The organism is Rhodopseudomonas sp. WA056, from assembly GCF_010906995.1.
In the GTDB taxonomy this organism is placed as follows: domain Bacteria; phylum Pseudomonadota; class Alphaproteobacteria; order Rhizobiales; family Xanthobacteraceae; genus Rhodopseudomonas; species Rhodopseudomonas palustris_G.
This window is the reverse complement of the sequence record NZ_QPFS01000026.1, coordinates 16,453-42,925: the sequence shown is the minus strand read 5'-3', so window position 1 is coordinate 42,925 and position 26,473 is coordinate 16,453. Positions and strand designations below refer to the sequence as shown.

Here is a 26,473-nt window from a genome sequence, read left to right as displayed (position 1 = left end):
GACGACGCGCCGGTTGATGGGGCGCGGATTGACGCGCGCGGCAAGGTCGGCGAGCGAGGCGAACGGCTTGTCGCCGCGCGCCTCGACGATCTGTTGCACCGCCTGCAGGCCGACGCCCTTCAGGCCGCCGAGCGCGTAGTAGATCGTGTTGGGACCGACCTCGAAAGTGGCGCCGGAGCGGTTGACCGACGGCGCCTCGACCTTGATGCCGAGCCGCTGCGCCTCGGCGCGGAATTCGCTGAGCTTGTCGGTGTTGTGGATTTCCAGCGTCATCGACGCGGCGAGGAATTCCACCGGATAGTGCGCCTTCATGTAGGCGGTGTGGTACGACACCAGCGCATAGGCGGCCGCGTGGCTCTTGTTGAAGCCGTAGTCGGCGAATTTGGCGAGCAGGTCGAAGATGGTGTCGGCGGCGTCCTTGGCGACGCCGTTCTTGACCGCACCCTCGACGAAGATCGCGCGCTGCTTGTCCATCTCGGCGCGGATCTTCTTGCCCATCGCGCGGCGCAGCAGGTCGGCGTCGCCGAGCGAGTAGCCGGCCATCACCTGCGCGATCTGCATCACCTGTTCCTGGTAGATGATGACGCCGAACGTCTCCTTCAGAATCGGCTCCAGCATCGGATGCAGATACTCGGGCTCCTCGTCGCCGTGCTTGCGGGCGCAATAGGTCGGGATGTTGGCCATCGGGCCCGGACGATACAGCGCCACCAGCGCGATGATGTCCTCGAACCGGTCGGGACGCATGTCGATCAGCGCCCGCCGCATGCCGGCGCTTTCAACCTGGAACACGCCGACCACGTCGCCGCGAGCCAGCATCTGGTAGCTCGGCGCATCGTCGATCGGCAGCGTGTGCAGATCGACATGGATGTCGCGCTGCTTCAGGAGCTTCACCGCGACGTCGAGCGTCGTCAGCGTCTTCAGGCCGAGGAAGTCGAATTTGACGAGGCCCGCCGGCTCGACCCATTTCATGTTGAACTGGGTCACCGGCATGTCGGATTTCGGATCGCGATACAGCGGCACGAGATCCGACAGCGGGCGATCGCCGATCACGATGCCGGCGGCGTGGGTCGAGGCGTGACGGGTCAGGCCTTCGAGCTTCTGGGCGATGTCGAACGCACGCGCCACGATCGGGTCTTCGTCGCGCGCCGCCTGCAATTTCGGCTCGCCTTCGATCGCCTGCTTCAGGGTGATCGGCGCGGCGGGATTCTGCGGCACCAGCTTGGTCAGCTTGTCGACCTGACCGTACGGCATCTGCAGCACGCGGCCGACGTCGCGCAGCACGCCGCGCGCCTGCAGCGTACCGAAAGTGATGATCTGCGCCACCTGATCGCGGCCGTAGCGCTGCTGCACGTATTCGATCACTTCGCCGCGGCGGTCCTGACAGAAGTCGATGTCGAAGTCCGGCATCGACACACGTTCGGGATTGAGAAAGCGCTCGAACAGCAGGCCGAAACGGATCGGATCGAGATCGGTGATGGTCAGCGAATACGCCACCAGCGAGCCGGCGCCCGAACCACGGCCCGGACCGACCGGAATGCCGTGCGCCTTGGCCCATTTGATGAAGTCCGACACGATCAGGAAGTAGCCGGCGTATTTCATGCGGGTGATGACGTCGAGCTCGAAAGCGAGCCGCTTGTTGTAGTCCTCCTCGGTCGTGCCCGGCGACAGGCCGTGAACGCTGAGCCGTTTGGCGAGGCCCTGCTCGGCCTGGCGGCGCAGCTCGGCGGCTTCGGCGGCGGCGGCTTCCACCGCGTCGCTGACGCCGGCGCCGACCGTGAACAGCGGCAGGATCGGCTTGCGCGTCAGCGGCCGATAGGCACAGCGCTGCGCGATCTCCACCGTCGAGGCCAGCGCCTCGGGCAGGTCGGCGAACAGCACCGCCATCTCGGCGCGGGTCTTGAAGCGGTGATCGGGCGTGAACTGGACACGATCGGTCTCGGCGATCAGCTTGCCGGATGCGATGCACAGCAATGCGTCGTGCGCTTCGTAGTCCTCGGTGCTGGCGAAATGCGGCTCGTTGGTCGCGACCAGCGGCAGGCCCTTGTCGTAGGCGAGATCGATCAACCCGCCCTCGGCGCGGCGCTCGGCCTCGGTGCCGTGGCGCTGCAGCTCGACATAGAGGCGGTCGCCGAACGCCTGCTGCAGCCGCTCGCAGCGCTGCGCGGCGAGCGCCGGGTCGGTCAGCATCGCCAGCGAGATCGGACCGTCCGGCCCGCCGGTCAGCGCGATCACACCATCAGTCTCGTCGTCGAGCCAGTCGAGCTTGATATGGGGAACCTGGTTGACCGGCGTTTCGAGGAACGCACGCGAATTCAGCCGCATCAGGCTGCGATAACCCTGCTCGCGCGCCGCCAAGAGCACGATCCGCGCCGGCGTCGCGAGTGCGCCGTGGCGGGAGTTCGGATCCTGGTCGCCGAAATCAATTCCGAGTTCGAGCCCGACGATCGGCTGGATCCCGGAGCCCGACAGCTTGTCGGAGAATTCCAGGCCGCCGAACATGTTGTCGGTGTCGGTGAGCGCCAGCGCCGGCTGGCGGTCGGCTTTCGCCAGCTCCGCGAGCTTGGCGATCTTCATCGAGCCTTTCAGAAGCGAATAGGCCGAATGGACGTGCAGATGGACGAATCCGGCGTTGCTCATCGGCGCGGCGGCTCTTCGGATAAAACGTGCGGGTTGAACGGGTGGATCGCGGAACCGGAGCCTCACGGCCCCCGACTCGGAAGCCCAATCGTGGGCTCCCTTACCCTTCACCGCAAGCATTCGCGGCCTGCTTATCCCCGCTATGCCGAAGCGGTCGCAACGCAGTCCGGATTCAGGCCTGTGCCAGAACCTGAGCCCACACCGCCACCATGCCGACGAAGAGCGCAATCGACGTCAGCGCCGCAGCTTCCTGGATGAAGATCTTCAACATCGTCCGCCTCCCTGACCTTGTGAACATAACCAGAACATTGTTCTCATTTCGTTCTAGAGTCAAGCAAGCGCGCTGCGCAGCAACCCTGACCGTTAACGAGACGTTACTATCCCCGAAGTTCACCGGCGCAACACGGATTGACGGTCATTCGGGATTGGCGCACGGATCGACGACGACGCGTCTCGCTTCGCAACAGCGAACGCGCCATAGCAGCGGAGACGACGATGCGGATTGCAGCGATGGGACTGCTGGCAGGGCTGATGCTGCCCGCGGCGGCCGCGGCGCAGGCGCCCTACGACAACTATCCGGTCTGCCTGCGGGTGTACGGCCCGGTGCGCTACGACGAGTGCCGCTACGTTTCGATCGAGCAGTGCCGGCCGTCGGCCTCGGGCATCGCCGGACAATGCGTGGTCAATCCGTGGTATCAGCCGCCGGCGGCGCTGCGGGCCAGCCGTGCCAAGCGGCATTGAGCCGGCGCATGTGCGCCTGGCCCCTCGGACGTCATAAATTTCTGCAATACTGGTACGTAGGCCTTGAGTCGCCGCTGAGGCGCTCGGCCGCTCAGCAAGGATACCCACGACGATGCGCAAGCTGTTCCTGATCGCGATGCTCGCCGGCCTCGGCCTCACCACCACCGCCGAGGCGCGGGACTATCCGGTCTGCCTGCGGGTGTATCAGAGCTATCACGACTGGTACGACGAGTGCAGCTACGACACCATGGCACAGTGCCGGATGTCGGCCTCGGGTCGCCATGCCGACTGCATGACCAATCCGTGGTACACCGCGCCGCAACAGCAACCGACCAAGAAGAAGCGCAAGCATCGCCGCCAGCACTGAGGACGAGCGCGGAGGCGCTTCTGCTACTCCGTCATTCCGGGGCGCGCGCAAGCGCGAACCCGGAATCCCGAGATGTTCTGCGTTGATGCGCTGCACCCTGCACCGCGGGATTCCGGGTTCGCGAACTTCGTTCGCGCCCCGGAATGACGTGCCAATGACCGGCGAAAGCCGAGCCCCTCTATTCCAGTTCGACCACTACGCCGTCCTGCAGCGACACCCGGCGGTCCATCCGGCCGGCCAGTTCCATATTGTGGGTGGCGATCAGCATCGCCACCCGGGTCGCCTTGACGAGCTGCATCAGCGCGTTGAACACGTGATCTGCGGTGTGCGGATCGAGATTGCCGGTCGGCTCGTCGGCGAACAGCACCCGCGGCGCGTTGGCCACCGCGCGGGCGATGGCAACGCGCTGCTGCTCGCCGCCGGACAATTCCGACGGCCGATGGGTGACGCGGTCGCCGAGCCCGAGATAGGCCAGGATCTCCTTGGAGCGGCTGATCGTCTCTTTACGCTTCAGGCCGCGGATCATCTGCGGCAGCATCACGTTTTCCAGCGCGGTGAATTCCGGCAGCAGCCGGTGCGACTGGTAGACGAAGCCGATATCGGTGCGGCGGATCTGGGTGCGCTCGGCGTCGGTCAGCGCCGAGGTCGCCGCACCGCCGACATAGACCTCGCCGTCGTCGGGATGCTCGAGCAGCCCGGCGATGTGCAGCAGCGTCGACTTGCCCGAACCCGATGGCGCCACCAGCGCCACCGACTGCCCCGCCCACAGCGCCAGCTTGGCGCCATCGAGGATCGTCAGCGTCGCCTCGCCTTGCGAATAGTGCCGCTTAATGTCGTGCAGATACACGACGGGGATGTCTTCGGCGCCCTGCTCCATCCTATTCGCCTTACTCGTAGCGCAGCGCGTCGACCGGATCGAGGCGCGCGGCGCGCCACGACGGGTACAGCGTGGCGAGGAACGACAGCGTCAGCGCCATGATCACCACCGCGCTAGTCTCGGCAAAGTCGACCTCGGCCGGCAGCTTCGACAGGAAATACAGCTCCGGCGAGAACAGCTCGGTGTTGGTGACCCAGGACAGGAACTGCCGGATCGTTTCGATGTTCATGCACACCAGAAGGCCGACGAAGAACCCGGTCAGGGTGCCGACCACACCGATCGCCGCCCCGGTGATCAGGAACACCCGCATGATCGAGCCCTGGCTCGCGCCCATGGTGCGCAGGATGGCGATGTCCGCCCCCTTGTCTTTCACCAGCATGATCAGACCGGAGACGATGTTCAGTGCCGCCACCAGCACGATCAGCGTCAGGATCAGGAACATGACATTGCGCTCGACCTGTAGCGCGTTGAAGAACGTCGAGTTGCGCTGCCGCCAGTCGACCAGGAACACCGGCCGCCCCGCCGCCTCGGTCACCGCCTTGCGGTAGACGTCGATCCGGTCGGGATTGTCGGTGTAGACCTCGATCGCGGTGACGTCGTTGGCGCGGTTGAAATACGCCTGTGCTTCCTTCAGCGGCATGAACACGAAGGTCGAATCGTATTCCGACATGCCGATCTCGAACACCGCCGCGACCTTGTACGGCTTGATCCGCGGCGTGGTGCCCATCGGCGTCACCGCGCCGCGCGGCGCCACCAGCGTGACGCTGTCGCCGGCGTGCAGCGAGAGCTGATCGGCGAGCCTGCGGCCGATCGCGACGCCCTGGCCTTCGTCGAAGCCGTCGAGCGTGCCTTGCTTGAGGTGATTGGCGATCGACGACAGACGGTTCAGATCTTCGGCACGAATGCCGCGCACGAACACGCCCGATGCGTTGAACGGCGACGACGCCAGCGCCTGGCCGTCGACCACCGGAGCGGCGAGCTTGATGCCCTGAAGGCCGCTGAGCCGGTCGGCGACGTCCTTCCAGTCGGTCAGCGGACTTTCCAGCGGCTGCACCAGCAGATGGCCGTTGAGGCCGAGAATCTTGTCGAGCAGTTCCTTGCGGAAACCGTTCATCACAGCCATCACGATGATCAGCGTCGCCACCCCGAGCATGATGCCGAGGAACGAGAAGCCGGCGATCACCGAGATGAACCCCTCACGCCGACGCGCCCGCAGATAGCGCCCGGAGAGCAGCCATTCGAATGGCGCGAAAGGAGGGGTTCGAACTGGCTCGTTCATGGCGTGATCCATAGTCCGAATTTCACACGATTCGGGCTTTATCTGGCCGACGCCGCCCTCGCCGCTCAGGCCCGCGGTGGATAAGTGCCTATTGCGTCAGACGTGCGACCAGATCGGCGAGCGCGAGGTTCTCGCGCGACCCGTCGCTGCGGCGCTTCAGTTCGACCTTGCCTTCGGCAAGACCGCGCGGACCGACATGCACCTGCCACGGAATGCCGATCAGGTCCGCGGTCGCAAACTTCGCGCCCGCGCGCTGGTCGGTGTCGTCGTAGAGCACCTCGACGCCCTTGGCGGAAAGCTCGCGATAGAGCTGGTCGCAGGCCGCGTCGGTCGCGGCGTCGCCCTGCTTCAGATTGAGGATCGTTACCCGGAACGGCGCCACCGCCTCCGGCCAGATGATGCCGTTGTCGTCGTGGCAGGCCTCGATGATCGCACCGACCAGCCGCGACACGCCGACGCCGTAGGAGCCGCCGTGGATCGGCGCATCGGTGCCGTCGGGGCCGGCGACATTGGCCTTCATCGAATCGGAATATTTGGTGCCGAAGTAGAAGATCTGGCCGACCTCGATGCCGCGGGTGTTGAGCCGGTTGGCCTCGGGCACCTCGCTCTCATAGCGCGCCGCCTCGTGAACGTCCTCGGTCGCCGCATAGACCGAGGTCCACTGCTTGATGATCGGGCTCAGGTCGCCGTCGTAGTCGACGTTCTCGTCCGGCACCGGCAGGTTCAGCACGTCGCGGTCGATGTAGACGCCGGACTCGCCGGTCTCGGCCAGCACGATGAATTCGTGGCTGAGATCACCGCCGATCGGGCCGGTCTCGGCGCGCATCGGGATCGCCTTCAGGCCCATCCGCGCGAAGGTGCGCAGGTAAGCGACGAACATCTTGTTGTAGGACTTGCGCGCGCCGGCTTCGTCGACGTCGAACGAGTACGCGTCCTTCATCAGGAATTCGCGGCCGCGCATCACGCCGAAACGCGGACGCTGCTCGTCGCGGAATTTCCATTGAATATGATAGAGATTCAGCGGCAGGCTCTTGTAGGACTTGATGTAGGCCCGGAAGATCTCGGTGATCATCTCCTCGTTGGTCGGGCCATACAGCAATTCCCGCTTGTGGCGATCGGCGATCCGCAGCATCTCCGGCCCGTAGGCATCGTAGCGGCCGCTTTCGCGCCACAGGTCGGCGAGCTGCAGCGTCGGCATCAGCAGCTCGATCGCGCCGGCGCGGTTCTGCTCCTCGCGCACGATCTGCTCGATCTTCTTCAGCACCCGATGGCCGAGCGGCAACCAGGCATAGATGCCGGCGGCCTCCTGCCGCAGCATGCCGGCCCGCAACATCAGCCGGTGCGAGACGATCTCGGCCTCCTTCGGGTTTTCCTTCAGGATCGGCAGGAAGAATCGCGACAAACGCATGGGATTTGCTCGGAGAATCGGGTGGAAGTTGAATTTCCGCCAGTGAAACCGGATCGGGCGCCAAAACACAAGGGCGGCAGCCGCGCAACTCGGCAAATCGAGCCGGATTGGCGTCGTTTCCGCGCAGCGCGCGACCACGATGGCCTAGCACGGCGGGCCCGCCCCCGGCACCCGACTATCGAATCACGATCGGGCCTTCGAGGTTCACCTTCTCGAAATCCGAGATCAGCACGCCGAGCGTCAGCGTCCACTTTCCCGGCACCGGCGCCGTCAGCCGCGCCCGCCACGATCCGTTCGCCGCCCGCTGTGCCGCAGCGCCGAGAGGCTCGATCCCAGCGTCCGGATTGGCGAGTGTCACCGATAGCGCCTGCGCGGCGAGCGGCGCCTCGTCGGCGGTCTGCAGCAGCACCTCGATCTCGACCGGGCCGGCCCGCGCCGACGTCAGCGTGACCGTGGCCATCGCCCGCTCGCCATGGAGGTGCACGACGTCGGCGGCCACTGCAGCGACGCTGCGCGGCGGCGGCGTGAACCGCCACAGCCCGACAACACCGAGAATCGCGACCACCAGCATCAGCTCGGCGAAAATGCTGGCCCGCATCGTCCGCACCGCGGCCACTTCGCCCGCCAGCAGACGCGGCGTCAGCCGGCCCCGGTTCCACAGCGCCAGCGCGAGCAGCACCAGGACCAGCACCAGCTTGGCGATCAGCACGCGCCCATAGCCGCTCTGCCACAGCGCATCGAACCGGCCGAGTTCGATCGCCGCCAGCGCCACGCCGCTGACCAGCAGCGCCACGATCGCCAGCGGAATCGCGCGCGAGAACCGCCGCAGCGTCGCCGGCGCCGTGTCGCGCTTGCCGATCGCGATCGCGAGCGGCAGCAGCGCGCCGATCCACAGCGCGAGGCTGACGCCATGCACCCACACCGCGGCGGAGGCGAGCGCGCGCGGTTCGGCCGTGGCGGCGTGGCCGCTGACGGCGAACGCCGTGCCCAGGCTCACCACCGCACCGAGCGACAACAGCCGCGCGTTCCAGCCGCGCCAGCGCAGCGACAGCAGCGCCACCATCAATGCGATGCCGGACAGCGCCGCGGCGTCGCCGAACGAGCCGGACCCGCCGGCCCGCCATACCGCAGCCTCGCCGATCCGGGAAAGCGGCAGGTCGAGCACGTCCAGCCCTTGCAGGCCAACCGAGAGAGTGAGCGCAGCGAGACCAAGCAGCGCGACGGCGGCGCAGCCGGCCCGTGCACCGCGCGACGGGGTTGCGGCGATCCAGCCGAGAAATGCCGCGCCGCCGACCGCCATCAGCAGCGTCAGCTCGAACGCAATCCTAGTCAGCCAGATCGCGGTCCGACGCATCGGATCGTCCGGCACCTCGATCGCCGGCAGCCTCTGGCCGGGCGTCCCGATCCAGAACGTCAGCGCTCCGCCGATCGGATGGCCGTCGGCGGACGACACCCGCCAGCTCAGCACATGCGCGCCCTCGCCCAGTGCCTCAGGCGGCGCGAACCGCAGCGTCGCGCCGTCCTGATCGATCGCGGTGATCGGCTGGCTGCGGCCGCGGGCGTCGATCAGTTGCAGCCGCAGCGCGGTGACCGGTTCGTTGAAGGTCAACGTGAACACGGTCGGCGGCGTCGCCAGCACCGCCTCGGCGGCAGGATCGCTGGCGACGAGGCTCGCATGCGCGGCCGCGAGCGCCGGCCACAGCATCACGGCGATCGCCGTGATCCAGGCCAGCCAGCGCCCGCGGCTGAGCGTGTGTCGGCGAGCCGCGGTCACGGCGCTTTCGGCTTCAACCGCAGCACCGGGGCCGGCTCGTGCAGCGCGTCGGACTTCTGCCCCGCGGCCGGGATCTCGATCCAGCGCGACACGCCCTTGTCGCATTCCTGCACCACCGGGAAGTACAGCGTCTTGCGGGCGGCATCGGGCAGTTTCATCACCAGACCGAAAGTGTCGTAGAGATTGTCCGGGAGCGGCCCGCCGCGCCAGGTCACCTCGTCGACGGTCTCGGTGATGGTCTTGCCGTGCAGCTTCGGCTGTTCACCCTCGATCTTGCGGGTCTTGATCTCGACCGACCAGCCCGGCTTCATCTGCGGCTTCACCGACAGCACGCCGTCCGGAATCTTGACCCGCACAGCGAGCGTCGCGCTGCCGTCGCAGCCGTGCGGCACGCTGAATGCGGCCTGGAAGTAATTGCCCGCCGTGGCCTCGTTCGGTTGCAGCGTGACGTGGGCCAGCGCCGGTGTGGCGCCGAACGCGGCGGCCACGAGGGCCGCCGCTGCCGATACGGATCGGGATCGCATCACTTCTTCATCCCGTGGCCGCTGTGATCCATCGTGCCATGGTCCATCTTCATCATGCTGCCGCCGGCATCGCCCGGCGCCTTGGCGCCGACGCCCTCAACGTCGAGCGTGAGCTGCACCTTGCCGGCCTTTTCGAACTCCAGCGTCACCGGCACCTTGTCGCCCTGCTTCAGCGGCCCTTTCAGGTCCATCAGCATGATGTGGTAGCTGCCCGGCATCAGCGTCACGGTCTTGCCGGGCTCGATCGCCAGCCCGTTGTCGAGCGGCCGCATCTTCATCACGCCGTTGTCCATCGACATTTCGTGGATCTCGACCTTGCCGGCGATGTCGGCACTGCCGGCCACCAGACGGTCGGCGCTGCTGCCCTTGTTCTCGATGGTCAGGAAGCCGCCGGCGACCTTGGCACCCCCCGGCGTGGCGCGGCTCCACGACTTGCTGATCACCAAATCGCCGGCCTTGACCTCGGCGGCCTGCACCGCGGCGGTGGACAGCACGGTGGCGATTGCGACGGAGGCGACGCTGCGGATGAAGAAGTTCATGATGGTTCTCTCTGTCGGTTGAGGAATGGAGGATTCCGGACGGCGCGGGCCTCGCGATGCGAGCCCGCCGTCCGGCGATGGTCTGCGATTGGTATTCGGAGAGCGGCGGAGGCCGCGGTCAGGCAGAGGCCGGGAGCGCGGCGGGCGGCCCGCGGGCCTGAGCGTGAGCGACGCCCGGGGCGTACCGCATCGCCGGATCGCCGGGATGCCAGACAACAGTCTGGGCAAACCGGGTCAGGACGTGGTGCTGCGGCGGCAGCGCCGGCACCGACGCACCGCTCAAGGCGATCGAGCAGATCACGCAGCAGCCGGCCTCATCAGTAGCGGGGGTCGAGTCCGGCGACCGGTCCACCATCGCCGCGCACAGCGGCGCGACCGTCACAGGGTCGGCAATCGCGGCCGCGATGAACCGTACCGCCCCGATCGGCGCCAGCAACTGCACCAACACCACCACAGCGACCACAAGCGCCGGCCCGAAGGCTCGCCGTTGTGCCGTCCGCGCGTGGGGGCGATGAATTATCATGCAGGTCCGTTTCGTCCGCTGGAGCCCCCTACCATCGCACGACAAGTCAAGCGCGCCAAACGAAACTGCCAAGCGAATGCACGTGACAGGTTTTCGTTCATTTCACGCCTTGCCTTAAATTTGAACATTCGTTGCCGTGAATGATGACAAGGCTGTTCGAATAGGCTACCAATATCGGCACAGGCTCAGCCTCGCGGCGAAAGTCTGAGTGGTCCAAGTCTCGGGAGGAACCCTGACGTTCAACAATGGACGTCGCCCGGCCAACAACATCAACAAGCACTCGGGAAAATCATAGGGTCGACAAGTTTTTCAGCAGGGCACCGTGCCCTGCTTTTTCTTTTTCGGCATCATTTCGGCACTATTTTTCATTCGACGGATCGCCAAGCAGCCGACGTGGCTCACCAGCGAATCCCCAACCCAACGACATTTGGCAGATTGACTCGCTGCCCGTGCCTGACTCGCAGGACGGGTTGAGCGTATGCGAAACCTGTCGCCACGAATCGTGCGTGCGCCCGTGGATTCGCTGCGCTCGACCCATGCGATCAGCGCAGCAGGGCGCGCCGGCGCCGCCGAGTCGGCGCGCTTCCGCTACAGAGGCAGATTCATCAGCTTGGCGAGACGATCGATACCGAGCCAGCCGGAACGATAGGCATACAGCGCGACGGAGAAGATCACCGCCGAGATCAATGTGGTCCACAGCGCCTTGCGCGCCAGCAGCGTCGCCACCGGCGCACCGGGGTCGGTGCCGGGCGGTGCGCCCTCGCCTCCGCTCTCGGCGTGATTGCGCACACCGAACGGCAGCGTCACGAACAACACGATCCACCACAGCACGAAGTAGATCGCGAGCAGGCCGGCGACGGTGGAGACCATCGCTCAGGCTTGTTCGATTTCGACCAGCGCGCCGGAGAAATCCTTCGGATGGAAGAACAGCACCGGCTTGCCGTGGGCGCCGATCTTCGGATTGCCGTCGCCGAGCACGCGGGCACCTTCCTTGGTCAGGCGGTCGCGCGCTTCGATGATGTCCGGCACTTCGTAGCAGACGTGGTGAATGCCGCCGTCGGCGTTGCGCTCAAGAAACTTGGCGATCGGCGAGGCTTCGCCGAGCGGCTGGATGAACTCGATCTTGGTGTTCGGCAGGGTCACGAACACGGTGATGACGCCGTGCTCGGGCAACGGCACCGCTTCCGAGATCGCCGCATCGAAACCTGCACCGTAAACCTTGGCGGCCTGCACCGCATCCTTCACCGCGATCGCCACGTGGTTGAGCCGCCCGAGCATCGTCACCCTCTTTCGTTGTCGTGTTCTTGTGGTGTTTAACTCAAACCGTGAGCACGTGCACCGTGCACAGAGGTTTCTTGCCCCATTCCATCTGAACGATCGAGCGGACCGTGCGCCGCACCGACTCGGCGACCGCGTCCGGATCGCGCCGCCGGGCCCGCGGCAGGCCCTCGATTGTAGCCACCACGGCATCGAACACGATGTCTTCGAGCGGCTCGCCGGCGGTGTTGTTCTCCGGGATGCCGACCAGTTCGACTTCGGGATCGTCGGCGAGTTCACCGGTCTCGGTCAGCGCCAGTGCCACGAAGGCGCAGCCGGCGAACGCCATCTTGCGGCGCTCGACCACCGCTCGGGACTTGTCCTCCTCGAGGATGGTGCCGTCCTTGTAAAGCCGTCCCGATGGCAACTGATCGATCACAGCCGGATCGCCGGGTCCGAGCCGCACCAGATCGCCGTTGCGGCAGATCATCACCTTCGGCACGCCCATCTGCCGCGCCAGCTTGGCGTGCTCGTTGAGATGCAACGCCTCGCCGTGCACCGGGATCAGCAGTTGCGGCCGCACCCAGGAAATCATCTCGCGAAGCTCGTCACGGCGCGGATGGCCGGAGACGTGAACGAGATGATCGCGATCGGTGATCACCTCGATGCCCTGCGTCACCAGCCCGTTGATAATACCGCCGACCGCCTTCTCGTTGCCCGGGATGGTGCGCGACGAAAAGATCACGCAGTCGCCTTTGTTGAGCGTGATCTCCGGATGATCGTCCCGCGCGATCCGCGCCAGCGCGGCGCGCGGCTCACCCTGGCTGCCGGTGCACAGCGCCAGCACCTTGTCGGGCGGAAAATGCCCGTAATATTCGGGCCCGCGGAAGCTCTGCACGCCGTCGAGATGGCCAGTCTCGCGCGCAACCTGGGCGACGCGATCCATCGCGCGGCCGACCAGTACCACTTCCCGGCCTGCCGCTTTCGCGGCCTCGGCGACGGCGCGGAGGCGGCCGACATTCGACGCGAAGGTCGTGACCGCGACGCGGCCCTTGGCGGACTTGATCAGGCCGGCGAGCGACGCGGCGACCTCGGTCTCCGACGGTGAGCGGCCGTCGCGCACCGCGTTGGTGGAGTCGCCGATCAGCGCCAGCACGCCTTCGTCACCGAGCTGACGCAGCCGCGCTTCATCGGTCGGCGCGCCGACCACGGGTGTCGGATCGATCTTCCAGTCGCCGGTGTGCAGCACGGTGCCGACCGAGGTGCGGATCGCGAGCGCATGGCTTTCTGGGATCGAATGCGCCACCGGGATGAATTCGACGCTGAACGGACCGAGGTCGATGGTGCCGCCCGACGGCACCTCGGTGATCGGGATCTTCAGCGTGGTGCGTTCGGCCGCCAGCTTGGCGGCGAACAGCGAGGCGCTGAATTTAGTTGCGTAGATCGGGCAGCCGAGCTTCGGCCACAGATCGATGATCGCACCGAAATGATCCTCGTGGGCATGGGTCAGCACCAGCCCGACCAGGTTCTTCTTCTCTTTCTCGAGAAAACGGATGTCCGGCATGATCAGGTCGATGCCGGGCAGATGCTCCTCGTCGCCGAACGACACGCCGAGATCGACCGCCAGCCAGCTCCGCTGATGGCGATTGCCGAGGCCGTAGATCGACAGGTTCATGCCGATCTCGCCGACGCCGCCGAGCGGTGCAAATGTAAACTCGTCCGGACGCGCCATCACGCCGCTCCCTTCGATGCGACGCTTCTGAAATACACGTCGCCGGCCGAAACCGGCACCCTTCTTCCGTCGGTGGTGCGCACGATCAGACAGCCGGTGTCGTCGATGCTGTCGAACACGCCTTCGAGGACACTGTCGCCCGACGTGATCGACACCGGCTCGCCTAGGCCGGCGGCACGCTCGAGCCAGCGCCGGCGAATCTCGGCAAAGCCGCGGCCACCGTCCCAGATGCCGCGCAGCTCGGTCCATGCGTCGGACAATGCAGCGAACAGATCCTCGGCGCTGACCGCAATGCCGAGATCGTGCAAAGATACCGCCGGATACGGCGTATCGGTCGGCGCCGCGACGACGTTGGTGCCGATCCCGACCACCACGGCGAGCCGGTCACCGACGTTTTCGGCCTCGAGCAGGATGCCGGCGAGCTTCTTTCCCGAAGCCAGCACGTCGTTCGGCCATTTCAGCCGGAAACCGAAATCCGTCCCCGATCGTGCCCGGGCTTCGAGACTGACCTGTTGCAGCGCAGCTTCGAGCGCGAGACCCGCGGCGAAACCGAGCGTCGCGGCCGTGCCGGGCGGCACCCGCATCACTTCGAGGACGCTGCTGGCGAGATTACCGCGCGGCGCCACCCAGGCGCGCTGGCGGCGACCACGCCCGGCGGTCTGCTCGGTGGTGACGAACCAGGCGGGTCCCGCCTCCCCGGCCCGCGCCCGGGCCAGCGCTTCGGCGTTGGTCGAGCCTACTGAATCGAAAGCGGCGAGCCGATAGCCCGCCGCCGTCGCCTTGGATCCAAGCTGCATCGCCGTCATTCAGAACAGCGACTTGGCGGCTGCCGTCGCCGCGTTCACAAGCGGCGCCGGATAAATGAAGAACAGCATGTTGAACAGGCCTGCGACCATCAGCACGCTGCGCAGCTCCGGCCGAACCGGATCGATGCCGGGCGCAGGCTCGTCGAAATACATCGTCTTGATGATCGCCAGATAATAGTAGGCGCCCACCACGCTGCAGACCACGCCGATCACCGCCAGCACGAACAGACCGGCCTTGATCGCCGCCATGAACACGTAGAACTTGGCGAAGAAGCCGGCCAGCGGCGGAATGCCGGCGAGCGAGAACAGCAGCATCGCAAAGAAGAACGCCAGCGGCGGATTGGTGCGCGACAGGCCGGCAAAATCGGCGATAGTCTCGACGTGCATGCCGTTGCGACGCATCGCCAGGATCACCGCGAAGGCGCCGAGCGTCATCGCGACATAGATCGAGATGTAAACGATCACGCCCTGCGCGCCTTCGACGGTGCCTGCCGACAGGCCGACCAGCGCGAAGCCGATATGGCCGATCGCCGAATAGGCCATCAGGCGCTTGATGTTCTTCTGCCCGATCGCGGCGAAGGAGCCGAGCGCCATCGAGGCGATCGCCACGAAGATCACGATCTGCTGCCACTGCGGCACGATGCCGGGGAACGCGGTCAACGTGACGCGGGTGAAGATCGCCAAACCCGCCACCTTCGGCGCCGAGGCGAAGAATGCGGTGACCGGAGTGGGCGCGCCTTCATAGACGTCCGGCGTCCACATGTGGAACGGCACCGCCGACACCTTGAAGCACAGGCCGGCGAGCAGGAAAACGAGGCCGAACACCAGACCGATGTTGCCGTCCTTGGCCGCCGCGGCGATGCCGGCGAACTCGACCGTGCCGGTGAAACCGTAGATCAGCGAAGCACCGTACAGCAGCATGCCGGACGACAGCGCGCCGAGCACGAAATACTTCATGCCGGCTTCGTTCGACTTGGCGTCCTTCCGGTTGCTGGCTGCCACGACGTAGAGCGCGAGACTCATCAGCTCGAGGCCGAGATACAGCATGATCAGGTCGCCGGCCGAGATCAGCAGCAGCATGCCGGCCGACGACAGCAGCACCAGGATGGCGTATTCGAACATCCGCCGCGACGGGTCGGTCAGGACTTCGAGCGACAGGATCAGCGTCACCGCCGAACCGATCAGCGCCAGCACTTTGAGGAAGCGAGCGAAGTCGTCGACGATGAAGCTGCCGCCGAAGGTGACCAGCCTGCCGGGCGGCAGCGCGAACAGCTCCAGCGCGCCGGTGGCGAGCAGCAGCAGAATCGCCAGCACCGTGATGGTGCCGGTGGACTTCGGCCCGCGGAACGCACCGAGCATCAGGAGCAGCATCGCCCCTACGACCAGCACGAGTTCCGGCAGGATCGGCAGCAGCGGGTAACCGGCTGTTTCAAAGTTCATCGGGATCGGTCCTTGCCGGTCACGGCAGCGCCGCTGCCTTCACGGCAGTCACGGCGGCGGCGTAGTTGTTGACGAGTTGCTGGACGGACGCAGCGGACATATCGAGCACCGGCTTCGGATAGAAGCCGAACAGGATGGTCAGCACCACCAGCGGTGCCAGCATCAGCCCTTCGCGCCAGGTCAAGTCCTTGATGGACGCGAGTGCCGGCTTGGTCATCGCTCCGAACACCACCTTGCGGTACAGCCACAGCGCATAACCGGCCGACAGGATCACGCCGGTGGTGGCCAGCGTCGCGGTCGGAACGTTGACGCGGAAGGTGCCGAGCAGGGTCAGGAATTCACCGACAAAACCGGACGTGCCCGGCAGCCCGACATTGGCCATGGTGAACACCATGAACACCATCGCGTACAGCGGCATCCGGTTGACCAGCCCGCCATAGGCGGCGATCTCGCGGGTGTGCATCCGGTCGTAGACCACGCCGACGCAGAGGAACAGCGCGCCGGACACGATGCCGTGGCTGATCATCTGGAACACCGCGCCGGCGACGCCCTGAGTGGTGCCGGCGAAGATGCCCATGGTGACGAAGCCCATATGCGCCACCGACGAGTAGGCGATCAGCTTCTTGATATCCTCCTGCATCAGCGCGACCAGCGAGGTGTAGATGATCGCGATCACCGAGAGAGTGTAGATCAGCGGCGCGAAATACGCCGAGGCGTCGGGGAACATCGGCAGCGAGAACCGCAGGAAGCCGTAGCCGCCCATCTTCAAGAGGATCGCGGCGAGCACGACCGAGCCGGCGGTGGGCGCCTCGACGTGGGCGTCCGGCAGCCAGGTGTGCACCGGCCACATCGGCATCTTCACCGCGAACGAGGCGAAGAACGCCAGCCATGCCCAGGTCTGCAGCCCGCCCGGCACCGGGGTGCGCATCAGCGTCGGGATGTCGGTCGTCCCGGCGTTCCAATACAGCGCCATGATCGCCAGCAGCATCAGCACCGAGCCGAGCAGCGTGTACAGGAAGAACTTGAACGACGCGTACACCCGGCGCGGGCCGCCCCAGATGCCGATGATCAGGAACATCGGGATCAGGCCGCCTTCGAAGAACAGATAGAACAGCACCAGATCCAGCGCCGAGAAGGTGCCGATCATCAGCGTTTCGAGGATCAGGAACGCGATCATGTATTCGCGCACCCGCACCGTCACCGAGCGCCAGCTCGCGATGATGCAGAACGGCATGATCGCGGTGGTCAGGATCACCAGCGGCAGCGAAATGCCGTCGAGCCCCATGTGGTAGGTGATGGTGGCGCCGAGCCAGGGCGCCTTCTCGACGAACTGGAAGCCCGGATTGGCCGGATCGAAGTGCCATACCAGCAGCAGCGACACCGCGAAGGTGATCAGCGTGGTCCACAGCGCGATCCAGCGGGCGTTGCGCCGCGCCGCCTCGTCCTCGCCGCGGGCCAGATAGACCAGCGCCGCGCCGAGCACCGGCAGAAACGTAACGACCGACAGCACCGGCCAGGTCATGATCGAAGCCGACATTTACCGGCCCCCCAAGCCGAGGATGAACCAGGTGATCAGACCGGCAACGCCGATCAGCATCGCAAATGCGTAGTGATAGAGATAGCCGGTCTGCATCCGAACCACGCCGCGGGTGACGTCGAGCACCCGGGCCGAGATGCCGTCGGGCCCGAGCCCGTCGATCAACAGACCGTCGCCCTTCTTCCAGAGCTGCCGACCGATCCACTTCGCCGGACGGACGAAGATCACCTCGTACAGCTCGTCGAAGTACCACTTGTTGAGCAGGAACTTGTAGAGCAGCCGGTGCTGGCCGGCGAGCTCCACCGGAATGTCCGGGCGGCGGATGTAGAACAGCCACGACACCAGGAAGCCCACCACCATCATCACCGTCGGCAGCAGCGCGATCCAGGCGGGAATGTGGTGCATTTCCTCGATGATGTGCGGATGCATCTTCAGAGAAGACCGGAAGAATTCCTCGACCCCGTGGCCGGCGAACAGCTCCTTGAACGGATAGCCGGCCGCCAGCGCACCGAACGCCAGTACGAACAGCGGGATCGTCATCACCAGCGGGCTCTCGTGTGCCGCCTGGTAGTGCTTGCGATCGTGCGGCTCGCCGTGGAACGTCTTGAACACCAGACGCCACGAATAGAACGAGGTGAGCAGCGCCGCCACCACGGTCATCAGGAAGCCGTAGAACGCCAGCGGATTCTTCGAGACGAACGCCGCTTCGATGATCGCGTCCTTGGAGAAATAACCGGCGGTCAGCGGGAAACCGGTCAGCGCCAGGGTGCCGATCAGCATCACCGCATAGGTGAACGGGATCCGGTCCTTCAGGCCGCCCATGTTGCGGATGTCCTGCTCGTGGTGCATCGCGTGGATCACCGAGCCGGCGCCCAAGAACAGCAGCGCCTTGAAGAAGGCGTGGGTGAACAGGTGGAACATGCCGACCGAGTAAGCCCCCGCCCCCATCGCCACGAACATGTAGCCGAGCTGTGAGCAGGTCGAATACGCCACGATCCGCTTGATGTCGTTCTGCACCAGACCGATGGTCGCGGCGAAGAACGCGGTGGTGGCGCCGAAGAACATCACTACGGCCTGGGCGTCCGGGGCCAGTTCGAACACCGGCGACATCCGCGCGACCATGAACACGCCGGCGGTGACCATGGTGGCGGCGTGGATCAGCGCCGACACCGGAGTCGGGCCTTCCATCGCGTCCGGCAGCCAGGTGTGCAGCAGGAACTGCGCGGACTTGCCCATCGCGCCCATGAACAGGAACAGGCAGATCAGCGTCAGCGCGTCGGCGTGCCAGCCGAAGAAGTTGATGGTCTTTCCGGTCAGGCCCGGCGCGGCGGCGAAGATGGTGTCGAAGTCGGTCGAGCCGACCAGCACGAACAACGCGAAAATGCCGAGCAGGAACCCGAAATCGCCGACGCGGTTGACCACGAAGGCCTTGATGGCAGCGGCGTTGGCCGAGGGCTTCTGATACCAGAATCCGATCAGCAGATAGCTGGCGAGGCCGACGCCTTCCCAGCCGAAGAACAGTTGCAGCAGATTGTCGGCGGTCACCAGCATCAGCATCGCAAAGGTGAACAGCGACAGATAGCCGAAGAACCGCGGCCGATGCGGATCCTCGTGCATGTAGCCGATCGAATACAGGTGGACCAGCGACGATACCGTCGTCACCACCACCAGCATCACTGCGGTCAGGGTGTCGACTCGCAGCGTCCAGGAGACCTGGAGTTCGCCGGAATTGATCCACGGCAACAGCGCCACGCGTGAATCGTGCTGCATGAAGCCGACGTCGACCAGAGTCACCCACGACAGCGCGCAGGAAATCAGCAGCAGCGTCGTGGTGACGATCTCGGCGAGCCGCGAACCGGCTGCGGCCGGTTCGACCGGGCCGTGGGCGTGATCGTCGTGCGCGTGGTCGTCGTGACCATGGGCGGCATGCGCATGGGCGTCATGGCCGTGCGCCGCGTGGGCGTCATGGCCATGGCCGTGATCATCGTGATGCTCGACGGTGTCGCCGCTCGGGTTACGGGCGTGGGCGCCCACCAGCGCTATGACGGCGGCGATCAGCGCGCCGATCAGCGGCAGGAATACGATAGCCTGGATCATGCGCGCGCCTTCAGCCCCCGGACGATGCCGTCAATCCGCAATCGATTGCCGATCATGCCCTAGCCCTTCATCAAGTTGATATCTTGCACCGCGATGGTGCCGCGGTTGCGGAAGAACACCACCAGAACCGCGAGGCCGATCGCGGCCTCTGCCGCGGCCACGGTCAGCACCAACAGTGCGAACACCTGCCCGACGATGTCATTGAGAAAGATCGAGAACGCCACCAGGTTGATGTTGACGGCGAGCAGCATCAACTCGATCGACATCAGGATGATGATGACGTTCTTGCGGTTCAGGAAGATCCCGACGGTGCCGAGCGTGAACAGCACCGCGGCGACCGAGAGAAAATGGCCCAGCCCGATCTCGTTCATCGCACCCACTCCGAAGCATCGTTGTCGGACAGGCCCTGCCCCGTCTTGACGTGGCGGATCGCCATCGCGGTCTCCTTGGAGCGGGCGTTCTGCGCGGCGATGTCCTGCCGCTTGACCTTCTTCTTGTGGCGCAGCGTCAGCACGATCGCGCCGACCATCGCCACCAGCAGGATCATGCCCGATACCTGGAAGTAATGGATGTAGCGGGTGTAGAGCACCAGACCGAGTGCCTCGGTATTGGAGACATCGGCCGGGATCGGCGCCGTGACCGTCTTGGTGACGGTCGGGCTGATCACCCAGCCGCCGGCCAGCAGCAACAGTTCGGCGAGGAAGATCACGCCGATCAACAGGCCGAACGGCAGATATTCCAGGAACCCCTCGCGAAGCTCGCTGTAGTCGACGTCGAGCATCATGATCACGAACAGGAACAGCACCGCGACGGCGCCGACATAGACCACGATCAGGATCATCGCCAGGAATTCGGCGCCCATCAGCACGAACATGCCGGCGGCGTTGACGAACACCAGGATCAGGAACAGCGCGGAGTGCACCGGGTTGCGGGCGAACACCACCATCACCGCTGCGGCGATCGCCACCCCGGCGTAGAGATAGAAGAACAGGACGGGCATCGACATGGCGTCAGCTCACCGGTACGGCGCGTCGAGGGAGATGGCCTTGGCGATCTCGCGTTCCCAGCGATCGCCGTTGGCCAGCAGACGGGCCTTGTCGTAGTACAATTCTTCGCGCGTCTCGGTGGCGAATTCGAAATTAGGCCCTTCGACGATCGCGTCGACCGGGCACGCCTCCTGGCAGAACCCGCAATAGATGCACTTCACCATGTCGATGTCGTAGCGCACCGTGCGGCGGGTGCCGTCGTTGCGGCGCGGACCGGCCTCGATGGTGATCGCCTGCGCCGGGCAGATCGCCTCGCACAGCTTGCAGGCGATGCAGCGCTCCTCGCCGTTGGGATAACGGCGCAGCGCGTGCTCGCCGCGGAACCGCGGCGAAATCGGATTCTTCTCGAAAGGATAATTGATCGTCGGCTTTGGTTTGAAGAAGTAACGCATGGCGAGAAAGAACGCCGATACGAACTCGGTCAGAAGCAACGAACGGGCGGCAGCGGTGACGTTCATCAAAGCCTCATTTCGGTGCCAGGCCGGCGAACTGCAGCACGGCCGCCACGATCACCACCATCGCCAGCGACAGCGGCAGGAACACCTTCCAGCCCAGCCGCATCAACTGGTCGTAGCGGTAGCGCGGCACGATCGCCTTCGCCATCGCGAACAGGAAGAACATGAACAGCAGCTTCAGCGAGAACCAGACGATGCCCGGCACCCAGGTGAAGGGAGCGTAAGGCACCGGCGGCAGCCAGCCGCCCAGGAACAGGATCGTGCCCATCGCGCACATCGTGACGATCGCCACGTATTCGCCGAGCATGAACAGCAGGTACGGGGTCGACGAGTATTCGACCATGAAGCCGGCGACCAGTTCCGATTCCGCTTCGACGAGGTCGAACGGCGGGCGGTTGGTTTCGGCCAGCGCCGAGACGTAGAACACCACGAACATCGGGAACAGCGGCAGCCAGTACCAGCCGAGCATGCCCCATTTGCCGTCCTGCGCCTCGACGATCGCGGTCAGGTTCAGCGAACCGACGCACAGCAGCACGCAGATCACCACGAAACCGATCGAGACTTCGTAGGACACCATCTGCGCCGCCGAGCGCAGCGCGGCGAGGAACGGATACTTCGAGTTCGACGACCAGCCGGCCATGATGATGCCGTACACCGACAGTGACGACACCGCGAGGATGTACAGCACGCCGACATTGATGTCGGCGATCACCCATCCGGCATTCACCGGGATCACCGCCCAGGCGGCGAGCGCCAGTACGCAGGTCACCAGCGGCGCCAGCAGGAACAGGCCCTTGTTGGCGCCGTCCGGAATGGTCGGCTCCTTGACGACGAATTTCAGCAGGTCGGCGAACGATTGCAGCAGGCCCCACGGTCCGACCACGTTCGGGCCGCGCCGGATCTGCACCGCCGCCCAGATCTTGCGGTCGGCGAGCAGGATGTAGGCGATCGCGATCAGGAGGATGACCAACAGCAGCACGCTCTGCCCGATCACGATGAGCAGCGGCCACAGGTTGGTCGCGAAGAATTCAGCCATGGGTCCCGCCTACTCCGCCGCCGTCAGCAATTGCCCCGACGCCAGGCGGGAGCACTCCGCCATCACCGCGGACGCCCGCGCGATCGGGTTGGTCATGTAGAAATCGGCGATCGCCGGCTTGAACGGCGTCTTCTCGACGCTGCCGCCGGCGCTCGCCAGCTTGCGCAGATCGGCCGGATCGCCGGCCTCGATCTGGTCGATCCGCATCAGATGCGGCACCTCGGCGAACATCGCCTTGCGCAGCGCCGCCAGCGAGTCGTAGGGCAGCTTGGCGCCGAGCGCCTCCGACAGCGCCCGCAGGATCGCCCAGTCCTCGCGCGCATCGCCCGGAGGGAACGACGCCCGGTTGGCGATCTGCACGCGGCCTTCGGTGTTGACGTAGATACCGGACTTCTCGGTGTAGGCGGCGCCCGGCAGGATCACGTCGGCGCGGTGCGCGCCGCGATCGCCGTGAGTGCCGATATAGACCACGAACGCGCCGTCCGGCACCTTGACCTCGTCGGCGCCGAGCGAAAACAGCACGTCGACGCCGCCAGCCGTGGCCATCTCCGCCGCGCCCAGCCCGCCCGCACCCGGTACGAAGCCGATGTCGAGCGCACCGACACTGGAAGCCGCCGGATGCAGCACCGCGAAGCCGTTCCAGCCGTCGTCGAGCGCGCCGACGTCGGCGGCGAGCTTGGCCGCCAGCGACAGGATCGCCGCGCCGTCGCGCCGCGCGGTCGCGGCCGCGCCGACCAGGATGATCGGGTGCTTGGCGTTCTTCAGGGTTTCGGCGAAGCCGTGCTTGCCGGCGATCAGATCGTTCAGCGTGTCGGTGCCGGCGCCGAGATAATCGTAGTGATAGGTCAGCTCCGCCTGCTCGCCGATCAGCCCGATCGGCATGCCGCTGGCGCGCCAGCGCTTGCGGATGCGGGCATTGACGATCGCCGCCTCCTTGCGCGGATCAGAGCCGATGATCAGCACCGCGTCGGCCTGCTCGATCCCGGCGATCCCCGGATTGAAGATGTAGCCGGCCCGGCCGGCCTTCGGATCGAACGCAGCGACGTTCTGCGCCGCGACGTTCGCCGAGCCGAGCTTGGCGAGCAACTGCTTCAGCGCGAACATCTCCTCGACCGCGGCGAGGTCGCCGGCGATCGCGCCGATCTTCTTGGCCGAGGTGCCGTCGAGCCTGGCCTTGATCGCGGCGAACGCCTGCGGCCAGCTCGCCGGCTTCAGCTTGCCGCCCTCGCGGACGTAGGGCCGGTCAAGCCGCTGGGTGCGCAGGCCGTCGACCACGTGGCGGGTCTTGTCGGAGATCCACTCCTCGTTGATCGCCTCGTTGACGCGCGGCAGAATCCGCATCACCTCGCGGCCGCGGGTGTCGACCCGGATCGCCGAACCGACGCCGTCCATCCCGTCGACCGACTGGGTCTTGCCGAGCTCCCAGGGCCGCGCCGCGAACGCATAGGGCTTCGAGGTCAGCGCGCCGACCGGGCAGATGTCCACCAGATTGCCCTGCAGCTCGGACGTGAGCGCCTTCTCCAGATAGGTGGTGATCTCCATGTCCTCGCCGCGGCCGATCGCGCCCATCTCCGGCACGCCGCAGATTTCCGCCGCGAAGCGCACGCAGCGGGTGCACTGGATGCAGCGGTTCATCGAGGTCTTGACCAGCACGCCGAGATACTTGTCCTCGACGGCGCGCTTGTTCTCGGCGAACCGGCTCTGGTCGACGCCGTAGCCCATCGCCTGGTCCTGCAGGTCGCACTCGCCGCCCTGATCGCAGATCGGGCAGTCGAGCGGATGGTTGATCAGCAGGAACTCCATCACGCCCTCGCGGGCCTTCTTGACCATCGGCGACTTGGTCGAGACTTCCGGCGGTTCGCCGTTCGGGCCCGGACGGCAGTCGCGCACGCCCCAGGCGCAGCTCGCGACCGGCTTCGGCGTGCCCTTCAGCTCGACCAGACACATCCGGCAGTTGCCGGCGATCGACAGCCGCTCGTGGTAACAGAACCGCGGAATTTCCGCGCCGGCCGACTCGCAGGCCTGCAGCAGGGTGTATTCCGGCGGAACTTCGACTTCCTTGCCGTCGACGATGATCTTGATCATGGCAGTCACTCCGCCGCTTGCATGTGCGCCGGATCGAGCACGCCCTGATCGTCGAGCGTGGCCTTGCGCGAGAAATCGTCGATGCGGCGCTCGATCTCCGGGCGGAAGGCGCGGATCAGGCCCTGGATCGGCCAGGCCGCGGCGTCGCCGAGCGCGCAGATGGTGTGGCCTTCGACCTGCTTGGTCACTTCCAGCAGCATGTCGATTTCGCGCTTGTGGGCGCGGCCTTCGACCATGCGGTCGAGCACGCGCCACATCCAGCCGGTGCCTTCGCGGCACGGCGTGCACTGGCCGCAGCTCTCGTGCTTGAAGAAGTAGCTGATGCGCGCGATCGCCGCGATCACGTCGGTGGACTTGTCCATGACGATGACGCCGGCGGTGCCGAAGCTCGACTTCACCGCACGGGTGCCGTCGAAATCCATGATCAGCTCTTCACAGTCGGCCGCCGGGATCAGCGGACACGACGCGCCGCCGGGAATGATCGCGAGCAGATTGTCCCAGCCGCCGCGAATACCGCCGCCGTGCTTCTCGATCAGTTCGCGGAACGGAATGCCCATCGCTTCTTCGACGACGCAAGGCGTGTTGACGTGGCCGGAGATGCCGTAGAGCTTGGTGCCGACGTTGTTGGGCCGGCCGATCGACGAGAACCACGCCGCGCCGCGGCGAAGAATGTCCGGCGCGACCGCGATCGACTCGACGTTGTTGACGGTGGTCGGGCAGCCGAACAGACCGACGTTCGCCGGGAATGGCGGCTTCAGCCGCGGCTGCCCCTTCTTGCCTTCGAGGCTCTCGAGCAGAGCGGTTTCTTCACCGCAGATGTAAGCGCCGGCGCCGTGCGCGACGTAGAGGTCGAACGGATAGCCGTGGACGTTGTCCTTGCCGATCAGCTTGGCCTCGTAGGCCTGGTCGATCGCCGCCTGCAGCCGCTCGCGCTCGCGGATGAATTCGCCGCGGACGTAGATGTAGCCGGTGTGGGCGCCCATCGCGCAGCCCGCCAGCAGGCAGCCCTCGACCAGCGTGTGCGGGTCGTGGCGCATGATCTCGCGGTCTTTGCAGGTGCCGGGCTCGGACTCGTCGGCATTGACGACCAGATAGCTCGGCCGGCCGTCGGCATTGTCCTTCGGCATGAACGACCATTTCAGGCCGGTCGGGAAGCCGGCGCCGCCACGGCCGCGCAGGCCCGACGCCTTCATCTCGTTGATGATCCAGTCGCGGCCCTTGTCGATGATCGCCTTGGTGCCTTCCCACGCGCCGCGACGGCGCGCGCCCTTCAGCGTCCAGTCGTCGAGACCGTACAGGTTCCGGAAGATGCGGTCCTTGTCGTCCAGCATGGCTTGCGGCGTTCCCTGTCAGCGTTTCGATTGCATGTAAGCGAGCCCGATGGCGCAGCCCCCGAAGGTCAGCGCCCAGAGCAGGCTCGATTGGAGTGTCGCACCGAGCGCGTAGTGCTGCAGCAGAAATATGAAAGCTGCGGCGGCGACACCGTGCAGCAGGATGTAGATCGGGGTCGGCATGGCTCTCACGCTTTCCGCGACGGCGCGCCCCGCAGGGGCGTTCGTCGTCATGGCGGGTTCTTCTCGGTGGCGTCGGCGGCCGGCGGCTTCGGCGCCGGGCGTTCCTGAACATTGGCCGCCGCCCCGGGCCGCTTCGCTTCGTCGTCGGTCAAAGCTGGCCCGTTGGCGTCAATAGGCGCTACGTTGATACCACCCGTCTTCAGGGTCGTCGGTCCGGTGATCGGCGCCGCATGCTGTCGGCCGTTCTGCGGACCCGGCTGCGGCGGGTGACCACTGGCAAAACCGTCGAGCACCTTGTTCAAGGTCTCCGGCGTCAGATCCTCGTAGACGTCCTTGAAAATCTGCACCATCGGCGCGTTCACGCAGGCGCCGGCGCACTCGACCTCCTCCCAGGAGAAGTCGCCGTCGGCGGACAGATGGAACGGGTCGTGATGAATCCGGTTCTTGCAGACCTCGATCAGCTCGCCGGCGCCCCGCAGCCGGCACGGCGTGGTGCCGCAGACCTGGACGTGGGCTTTCTTGCCGACCGGGTTGAGCTGGAACATGGTGTAGAACGTCGCGACTTCCAGGGCGCGGATATGAGGCATCTGGAGCATGTCGGCCACAGCGCGGATCGCCGCTTCCGGCAGCCAGCCGCCGCACTGCTCCTGCGCCCGCCACATGATCGCGATCACCGCCGAGAACTGCCGTCCGGGCGGATATTTGGTGATCTCCTTCTGCGCCCAGGCGAGATTCTCCGCGGTGAACGCGAAGCTCTCGGGTTGCAGCTCTTTCGGTGCCAGACGACGAACGGACATGC

The 26,473-nt window shown here is 65.8% G+C and carries 25 protein-coding genes; 2 read left to right on the top strand and 23 right to left on the bottom strand.

Annotated features, from left to right (window positions below; translation table 11 throughout):
- Positions 1–2,637: DNA polymerase III subunit alpha (gene dnaE, locus DU475_RS07885; protein WP_164631616.1), on the bottom strand; the 2,637-nt coding region annotated here is incomplete at its 3' end.
- 495 nt (positions 2,638–3,132) lie between these two features.
- Here dnaE and DU475_RS07880 point away from each other — a divergent pair.
- Together DU475_RS07880 and DU475_RS07875 are read left to right on the top strand one after the other, a co-directional pair.
- A complete protein-coding gene (locus DU475_RS07880; RefSeq protein WP_047309583.1) occupies positions 3,133–3,378 on the top strand; it encodes a DUF3551 domain-containing protein in 246 nt (81 codons plus the stop codon).
- A 112-nt stretch (positions 3,379–3,490) separates the two neighbouring features.
- Positions 3,491–3,745 (top strand): DUF3551 domain-containing protein, encoded by a 255-nt coding sequence (locus DU475_RS07875; RefSeq protein WP_041807282.1) that lies wholly within the window; start codon positions 3,491–3,493, stop codon positions 3,743–3,745.
- A gap of 178 nt (positions 3,746–3,923) precedes the next feature.
- On the opposite strand, the gene DU475_RS07870 is transcribed toward DU475_RS07875, so the two are convergent.
- From DU475_RS07870 to nuoE, 22 genes are all read right to left on the bottom strand, one after another.
- Entirely contained in the window at positions 3,924–4,622 is a 699-nt protein-coding gene (locus DU475_RS07870) for an ABC transporter ATP-binding protein (RefSeq protein ID WP_013502289.1), read from the bottom strand.
- 10 nt (positions 4,623–4,632) lie between these two features.
- Positions 4,633–5,913 carry a lipoprotein-releasing ABC transporter permease subunit gene (locus DU475_RS07865; protein WP_041807280.1) on the bottom strand — a complete coding sequence of 427 codons (1,281 nt, stop codon included), beginning with the start codon at positions 5,911–5,913 and terminating at the stop codon, positions 4,633–4,635.
- A gap of 76 nt (positions 5,914–5,989) precedes the next feature.
- A complete protein-coding gene (gene proS / locus DU475_RS07860; protein WP_164631615.1) occupies positions 5,990–7,309 on the bottom strand; it encodes a proline--tRNA ligase in 1,320 nt (439 codons plus the stop codon).
- Between the two features lie 175 nt (positions 7,310–7,484).
- Positions 7,485–9,083, bottom strand: a complete 1,599-nt coding sequence (locus DU475_RS07855) for a copper resistance CopC/CopD family protein (RefSeq protein WP_164631614.1) — start codon at positions 9,081–9,083, stop codon at positions 7,485–7,487.
- On the bottom strand, positions 9,080–9,607 hold the full coding sequence (locus DU475_RS07850; protein ID WP_164631613.1) for a YcnI family protein: 528 nt from the start codon (positions 9,605–9,607) through the stop codon (positions 9,080–9,082). Before DU475_RS07850 ends, DU475_RS07855 begins: the two co-directional genes overlap by 4 nt.
- Positions 9,607–10,146 carry a copper chaperone PCu(A)C gene (locus DU475_RS07845; protein WP_164631612.1) on the bottom strand — a complete coding sequence of 180 codons (540 nt, stop codon included), beginning with the start codon at positions 10,144–10,146 and terminating at the stop codon, positions 9,607–9,609. Before DU475_RS07845 ends, DU475_RS07850 begins: the two co-directional genes overlap by 1 nt.
- A 118-nt stretch (positions 10,147–10,264) precedes the next feature.
- Complete coding sequence (locus DU475_RS07840; protein WP_349644169.1) at positions 10,265–10,609, bottom strand: hypothetical protein; 345 nt, start codon at positions 10,607–10,609, stop codon at positions 10,265–10,267.
- A 648-nt stretch (positions 10,610–11,257) separates the two neighbouring features.
- The gene (locus DU475_RS07835; RefSeq protein WP_013502282.1) at positions 11,258–11,539 is read right to left on the bottom strand and encodes a DUF1467 family protein; all 282 of its coding nucleotides are present in this window, start codon (positions 11,537–11,539) and stop codon (positions 11,258–11,260) included.
- A 3-nt stretch (positions 11,540–11,542) separates the two neighbouring features.
- Positions 11,543–11,947, bottom strand: a complete 405-nt coding sequence (mce, locus tag DU475_RS07830) for a methylmalonyl-CoA epimerase (RefSeq protein ID WP_011158483.1) — start codon at positions 11,945–11,947, stop codon at positions 11,543–11,545.
- A 40-nt stretch (positions 11,948–11,987) separates the two neighbouring features.
- Positions 11,988–13,658, bottom strand: a complete 1,671-nt coding sequence (locus tag DU475_RS07825; RefSeq protein WP_013502281.1) for a ribonuclease J — start codon at positions 13,656–13,658, stop codon at positions 11,988–11,990.
- Complete coding sequence (locus DU475_RS07820) at positions 13,658–14,464, bottom strand: biotin--[acetyl-CoA-carboxylase] ligase (protein ID WP_013502280.1); 807 nt, start codon at positions 14,462–14,464, stop codon at positions 13,658–13,660. The genes DU475_RS07825 and DU475_RS07820 overlap by 1 nt, the downstream gene beginning before the upstream one ends.
- Entirely contained in the window at positions 14,465–15,904 is a 1,440-nt protein-coding gene (gene nuoN, locus DU475_RS07815) for an NADH-quinone oxidoreductase subunit NuoN (RefSeq protein ID WP_142882810.1), read from the bottom strand.
- 19 nt (positions 15,905–15,923) lie between these two features.
- Positions 15,924–17,441 carry an NADH-quinone oxidoreductase subunit M gene (locus tag DU475_RS07810; protein WP_164631610.1) on the bottom strand — a complete coding sequence of 506 codons (1,518 nt, stop codon included), beginning with the start codon at positions 17,439–17,441 and terminating at the stop codon, positions 15,924–15,926.
- Positions 17,442–19,538 (bottom strand): NADH-quinone oxidoreductase subunit L, encoded by a 2,097-nt coding sequence (gene nuoL, locus DU475_RS07805; RefSeq protein WP_164631609.1) that lies wholly within the window; start codon positions 19,536–19,538, stop codon positions 17,442–17,444.
- Between the two features lie 59 nt (positions 19,539–19,597).
- On the bottom strand, positions 19,598–19,909 hold the full coding sequence (gene nuoK, locus DU475_RS07800; RefSeq protein WP_013502276.1) for an NADH-quinone oxidoreductase subunit NuoK: 312 nt from the start codon (positions 19,907–19,909) through the stop codon (positions 19,598–19,600).
- Entirely contained in the window at positions 19,906–20,544 is a 639-nt protein-coding gene (locus DU475_RS07795; protein WP_013502275.1) for an NADH-quinone oxidoreductase subunit J, read from the bottom strand. Before DU475_RS07795 ends, nuoK begins: the two co-directional genes overlap by 4 nt.
- A gap of 9 nt (positions 20,545–20,553) precedes the next feature.
- Positions 20,554–21,042, bottom strand: coding sequence for an NADH-quinone oxidoreductase subunit NuoI (gene nuoI, locus DU475_RS07790; RefSeq protein ID WP_013502274.1), 489 nt, complete (start codon positions 21,040–21,042; stop codon positions 20,554–20,556).
- Positions 21,043–21,049: 7 nt separating this feature from the next.
- Positions 21,050–22,075 (bottom strand): NADH-quinone oxidoreductase subunit NuoH, encoded by a 1,026-nt coding sequence (gene nuoH, locus DU475_RS07785; RefSeq protein ID WP_013502273.1) that lies wholly within the window; start codon positions 22,073–22,075, stop codon positions 21,050–21,052.
- Positions 22,076–22,084: 9 nt separating this feature from the next.
- On the bottom strand, positions 22,085–24,160 hold the full coding sequence (gene nuoG, locus DU475_RS07780) for an NADH-quinone oxidoreductase subunit NuoG (protein ID WP_164631608.1): 2,076 nt from the start codon (positions 24,158–24,160) through the stop codon (positions 22,085–22,087).
- Positions 24,161–24,165: 5 nt separating this feature from the next.
- Positions 24,166–25,491, bottom strand: a complete 1,326-nt coding sequence (gene nuoF / locus DU475_RS07775) for an NADH-quinone oxidoreductase subunit NuoF (protein WP_013502271.1) — start codon at positions 25,489–25,491, stop codon at positions 24,166–24,168.
- A gap of 18 nt (positions 25,492–25,509) precedes the next feature.
- Positions 25,510–25,725 (bottom strand): hypothetical protein, encoded by a 216-nt coding sequence (locus DU475_RS07770; protein ID WP_013502270.1) that lies wholly within the window; start codon positions 25,723–25,725, stop codon positions 25,510–25,512.
- Complete coding sequence (gene nuoE, locus DU475_RS07765) at positions 25,722–26,471, bottom strand: NADH-quinone oxidoreductase subunit NuoE (RefSeq protein WP_013502269.1); 750 nt, start codon at positions 26,469–26,471, stop codon at positions 25,722–25,724. Before nuoE ends, DU475_RS07770 begins: the two co-directional genes overlap by 4 nt.
- Between the last annotated feature and the right edge of the window lie 2 nt (positions 26,472–26,473).

Excerpts from the sequence above, each read along its gene's own strand:
- DU475_RS07880 (WP_047309583.1), top strand. The coding sequence starts at position 3,133 with ATGCGGATTGCAGCGATGGGACTGCTGGCAGGGCTGATGCTGCCCGCG.
- DU475_RS07875 (WP_041807282.1), top strand. The coding sequence starts at position 3,491 with ATGCGCAAGCTGTTCCTGATCGCGATGCTCGCCGGCCTCGGCCTCACC.
- DU475_RS07870 (WP_013502289.1), bottom strand. The coding sequence starts at position 4,622 with ATGGAGCAGGGCGCCGAAGACATCCCCGTCGTGTATCTGCACGACATT.
- DU475_RS07865 (WP_041807280.1), bottom strand. The coding sequence starts at position 5,913 with ATGGATCACGCCATGAACGAGCCAGTTCGAACCCCTCCTTTCGCGCCA.
- proS (WP_164631615.1), bottom strand. The coding sequence starts at position 7,309 with ATGCGTTTGTCGCGATTCTTCCTGCCGATCCTGAAGGAAAACCCGAAG.
- DU475_RS07850 (WP_164631613.1), bottom strand. The coding sequence starts at position 9,607 with ATGCGATCCCGATCCGTATCGGCAGCGGCGGCCCTCGTGGCCGCCGCG.
- DU475_RS07845 (WP_164631612.1), bottom strand. The coding sequence starts at position 10,146 with ATGAACTTCTTCATCCGCAGCGTCGCCTCCGTCGCAATCGCCACCGTG.
- DU475_RS07835 (WP_013502282.1), bottom strand. The coding sequence starts at position 11,539 with ATGGTCTCCACCGTCGCCGGCCTGCTCGCGATCTACTTCGTGCTGTGG.
- mce (WP_011158483.1), bottom strand. The coding sequence starts at position 11,947 with ATGCTCGGGCGGCTCAACCACGTGGCGATCGCGGTGAAGGATGCGGTG.
- DU475_RS07825 (WP_013502281.1), bottom strand. The coding sequence starts at position 13,658 with ATGGCGCGTCCGGACGAGTTTACATTTGCACCGCTCGGCGGCGTCGGC.
- DU475_RS07820 (WP_013502280.1), bottom strand. The coding sequence starts at position 14,464 with ATGACGGCGATGCAGCTTGGATCCAAGGCGACGGCGGCGGGCTATCGG.
- nuoN (WP_142882810.1), bottom strand. The coding sequence starts at position 15,904 with ATGAACTTTGAAACAGCCGGTTACCCGCTGCTGCCGATCCTGCCGGAA.
- DU475_RS07810 (WP_164631610.1), bottom strand. The coding sequence starts at position 17,441 with ATGTCGGCTTCGATCATGACCTGGCCGGTGCTGTCGGTCGTTACGTTT.
- nuoL (WP_164631609.1), bottom strand. The coding sequence starts at position 19,538 with ATGATCCAGGCTATCGTATTCCTGCCGCTGATCGGCGCGCTGATCGCC.
- nuoK (WP_013502276.1), bottom strand. The coding sequence starts at position 19,909 with ATGAACGAGATCGGGCTGGGCCATTTTCTCTCGGTCGCCGCGGTGCTG.
- DU475_RS07795 (WP_013502275.1), bottom strand. The coding sequence starts at position 20,544 with ATGTCGATGCCCGTCCTGTTCTTCTATCTCTACGCCGGGGTGGCGATC.
- nuoI (WP_013502274.1), bottom strand. The coding sequence starts at position 21,042 with ATGAACGTCACCGCTGCCGCCCGTTCGTTGCTTCTGACCGAGTTCGTA.
- nuoH (WP_013502273.1), bottom strand. The coding sequence starts at position 22,075 with ATGGCTGAATTCTTCGCGACCAACCTGTGGCCGCTGCTCATCGTGATC.
- nuoG (WP_164631608.1), bottom strand. The coding sequence starts at position 24,160 with ATGATCAAGATCATCGTCGACGGCAAGGAAGTCGAAGTTCCGCCGGAA.
- nuoF (WP_013502271.1), bottom strand. The coding sequence starts at position 25,491 with ATGCTGGACGACAAGGACCGCATCTTCCGGAACCTGTACGGTCTCGAC.
- DU475_RS07770 (WP_013502270.1), bottom strand. The coding sequence starts at position 25,725 with ATGACGACGAACGCCCCTGCGGGGCGCGCCGTCGCGGAAAGCGTGAGA.
- nuoE (WP_013502269.1), bottom strand. The coding sequence starts at position 26,471 with ATGTCCGTTCGTCGTCTGGCACCGAAAGAGCTGCAACCCGAGAGCTTC.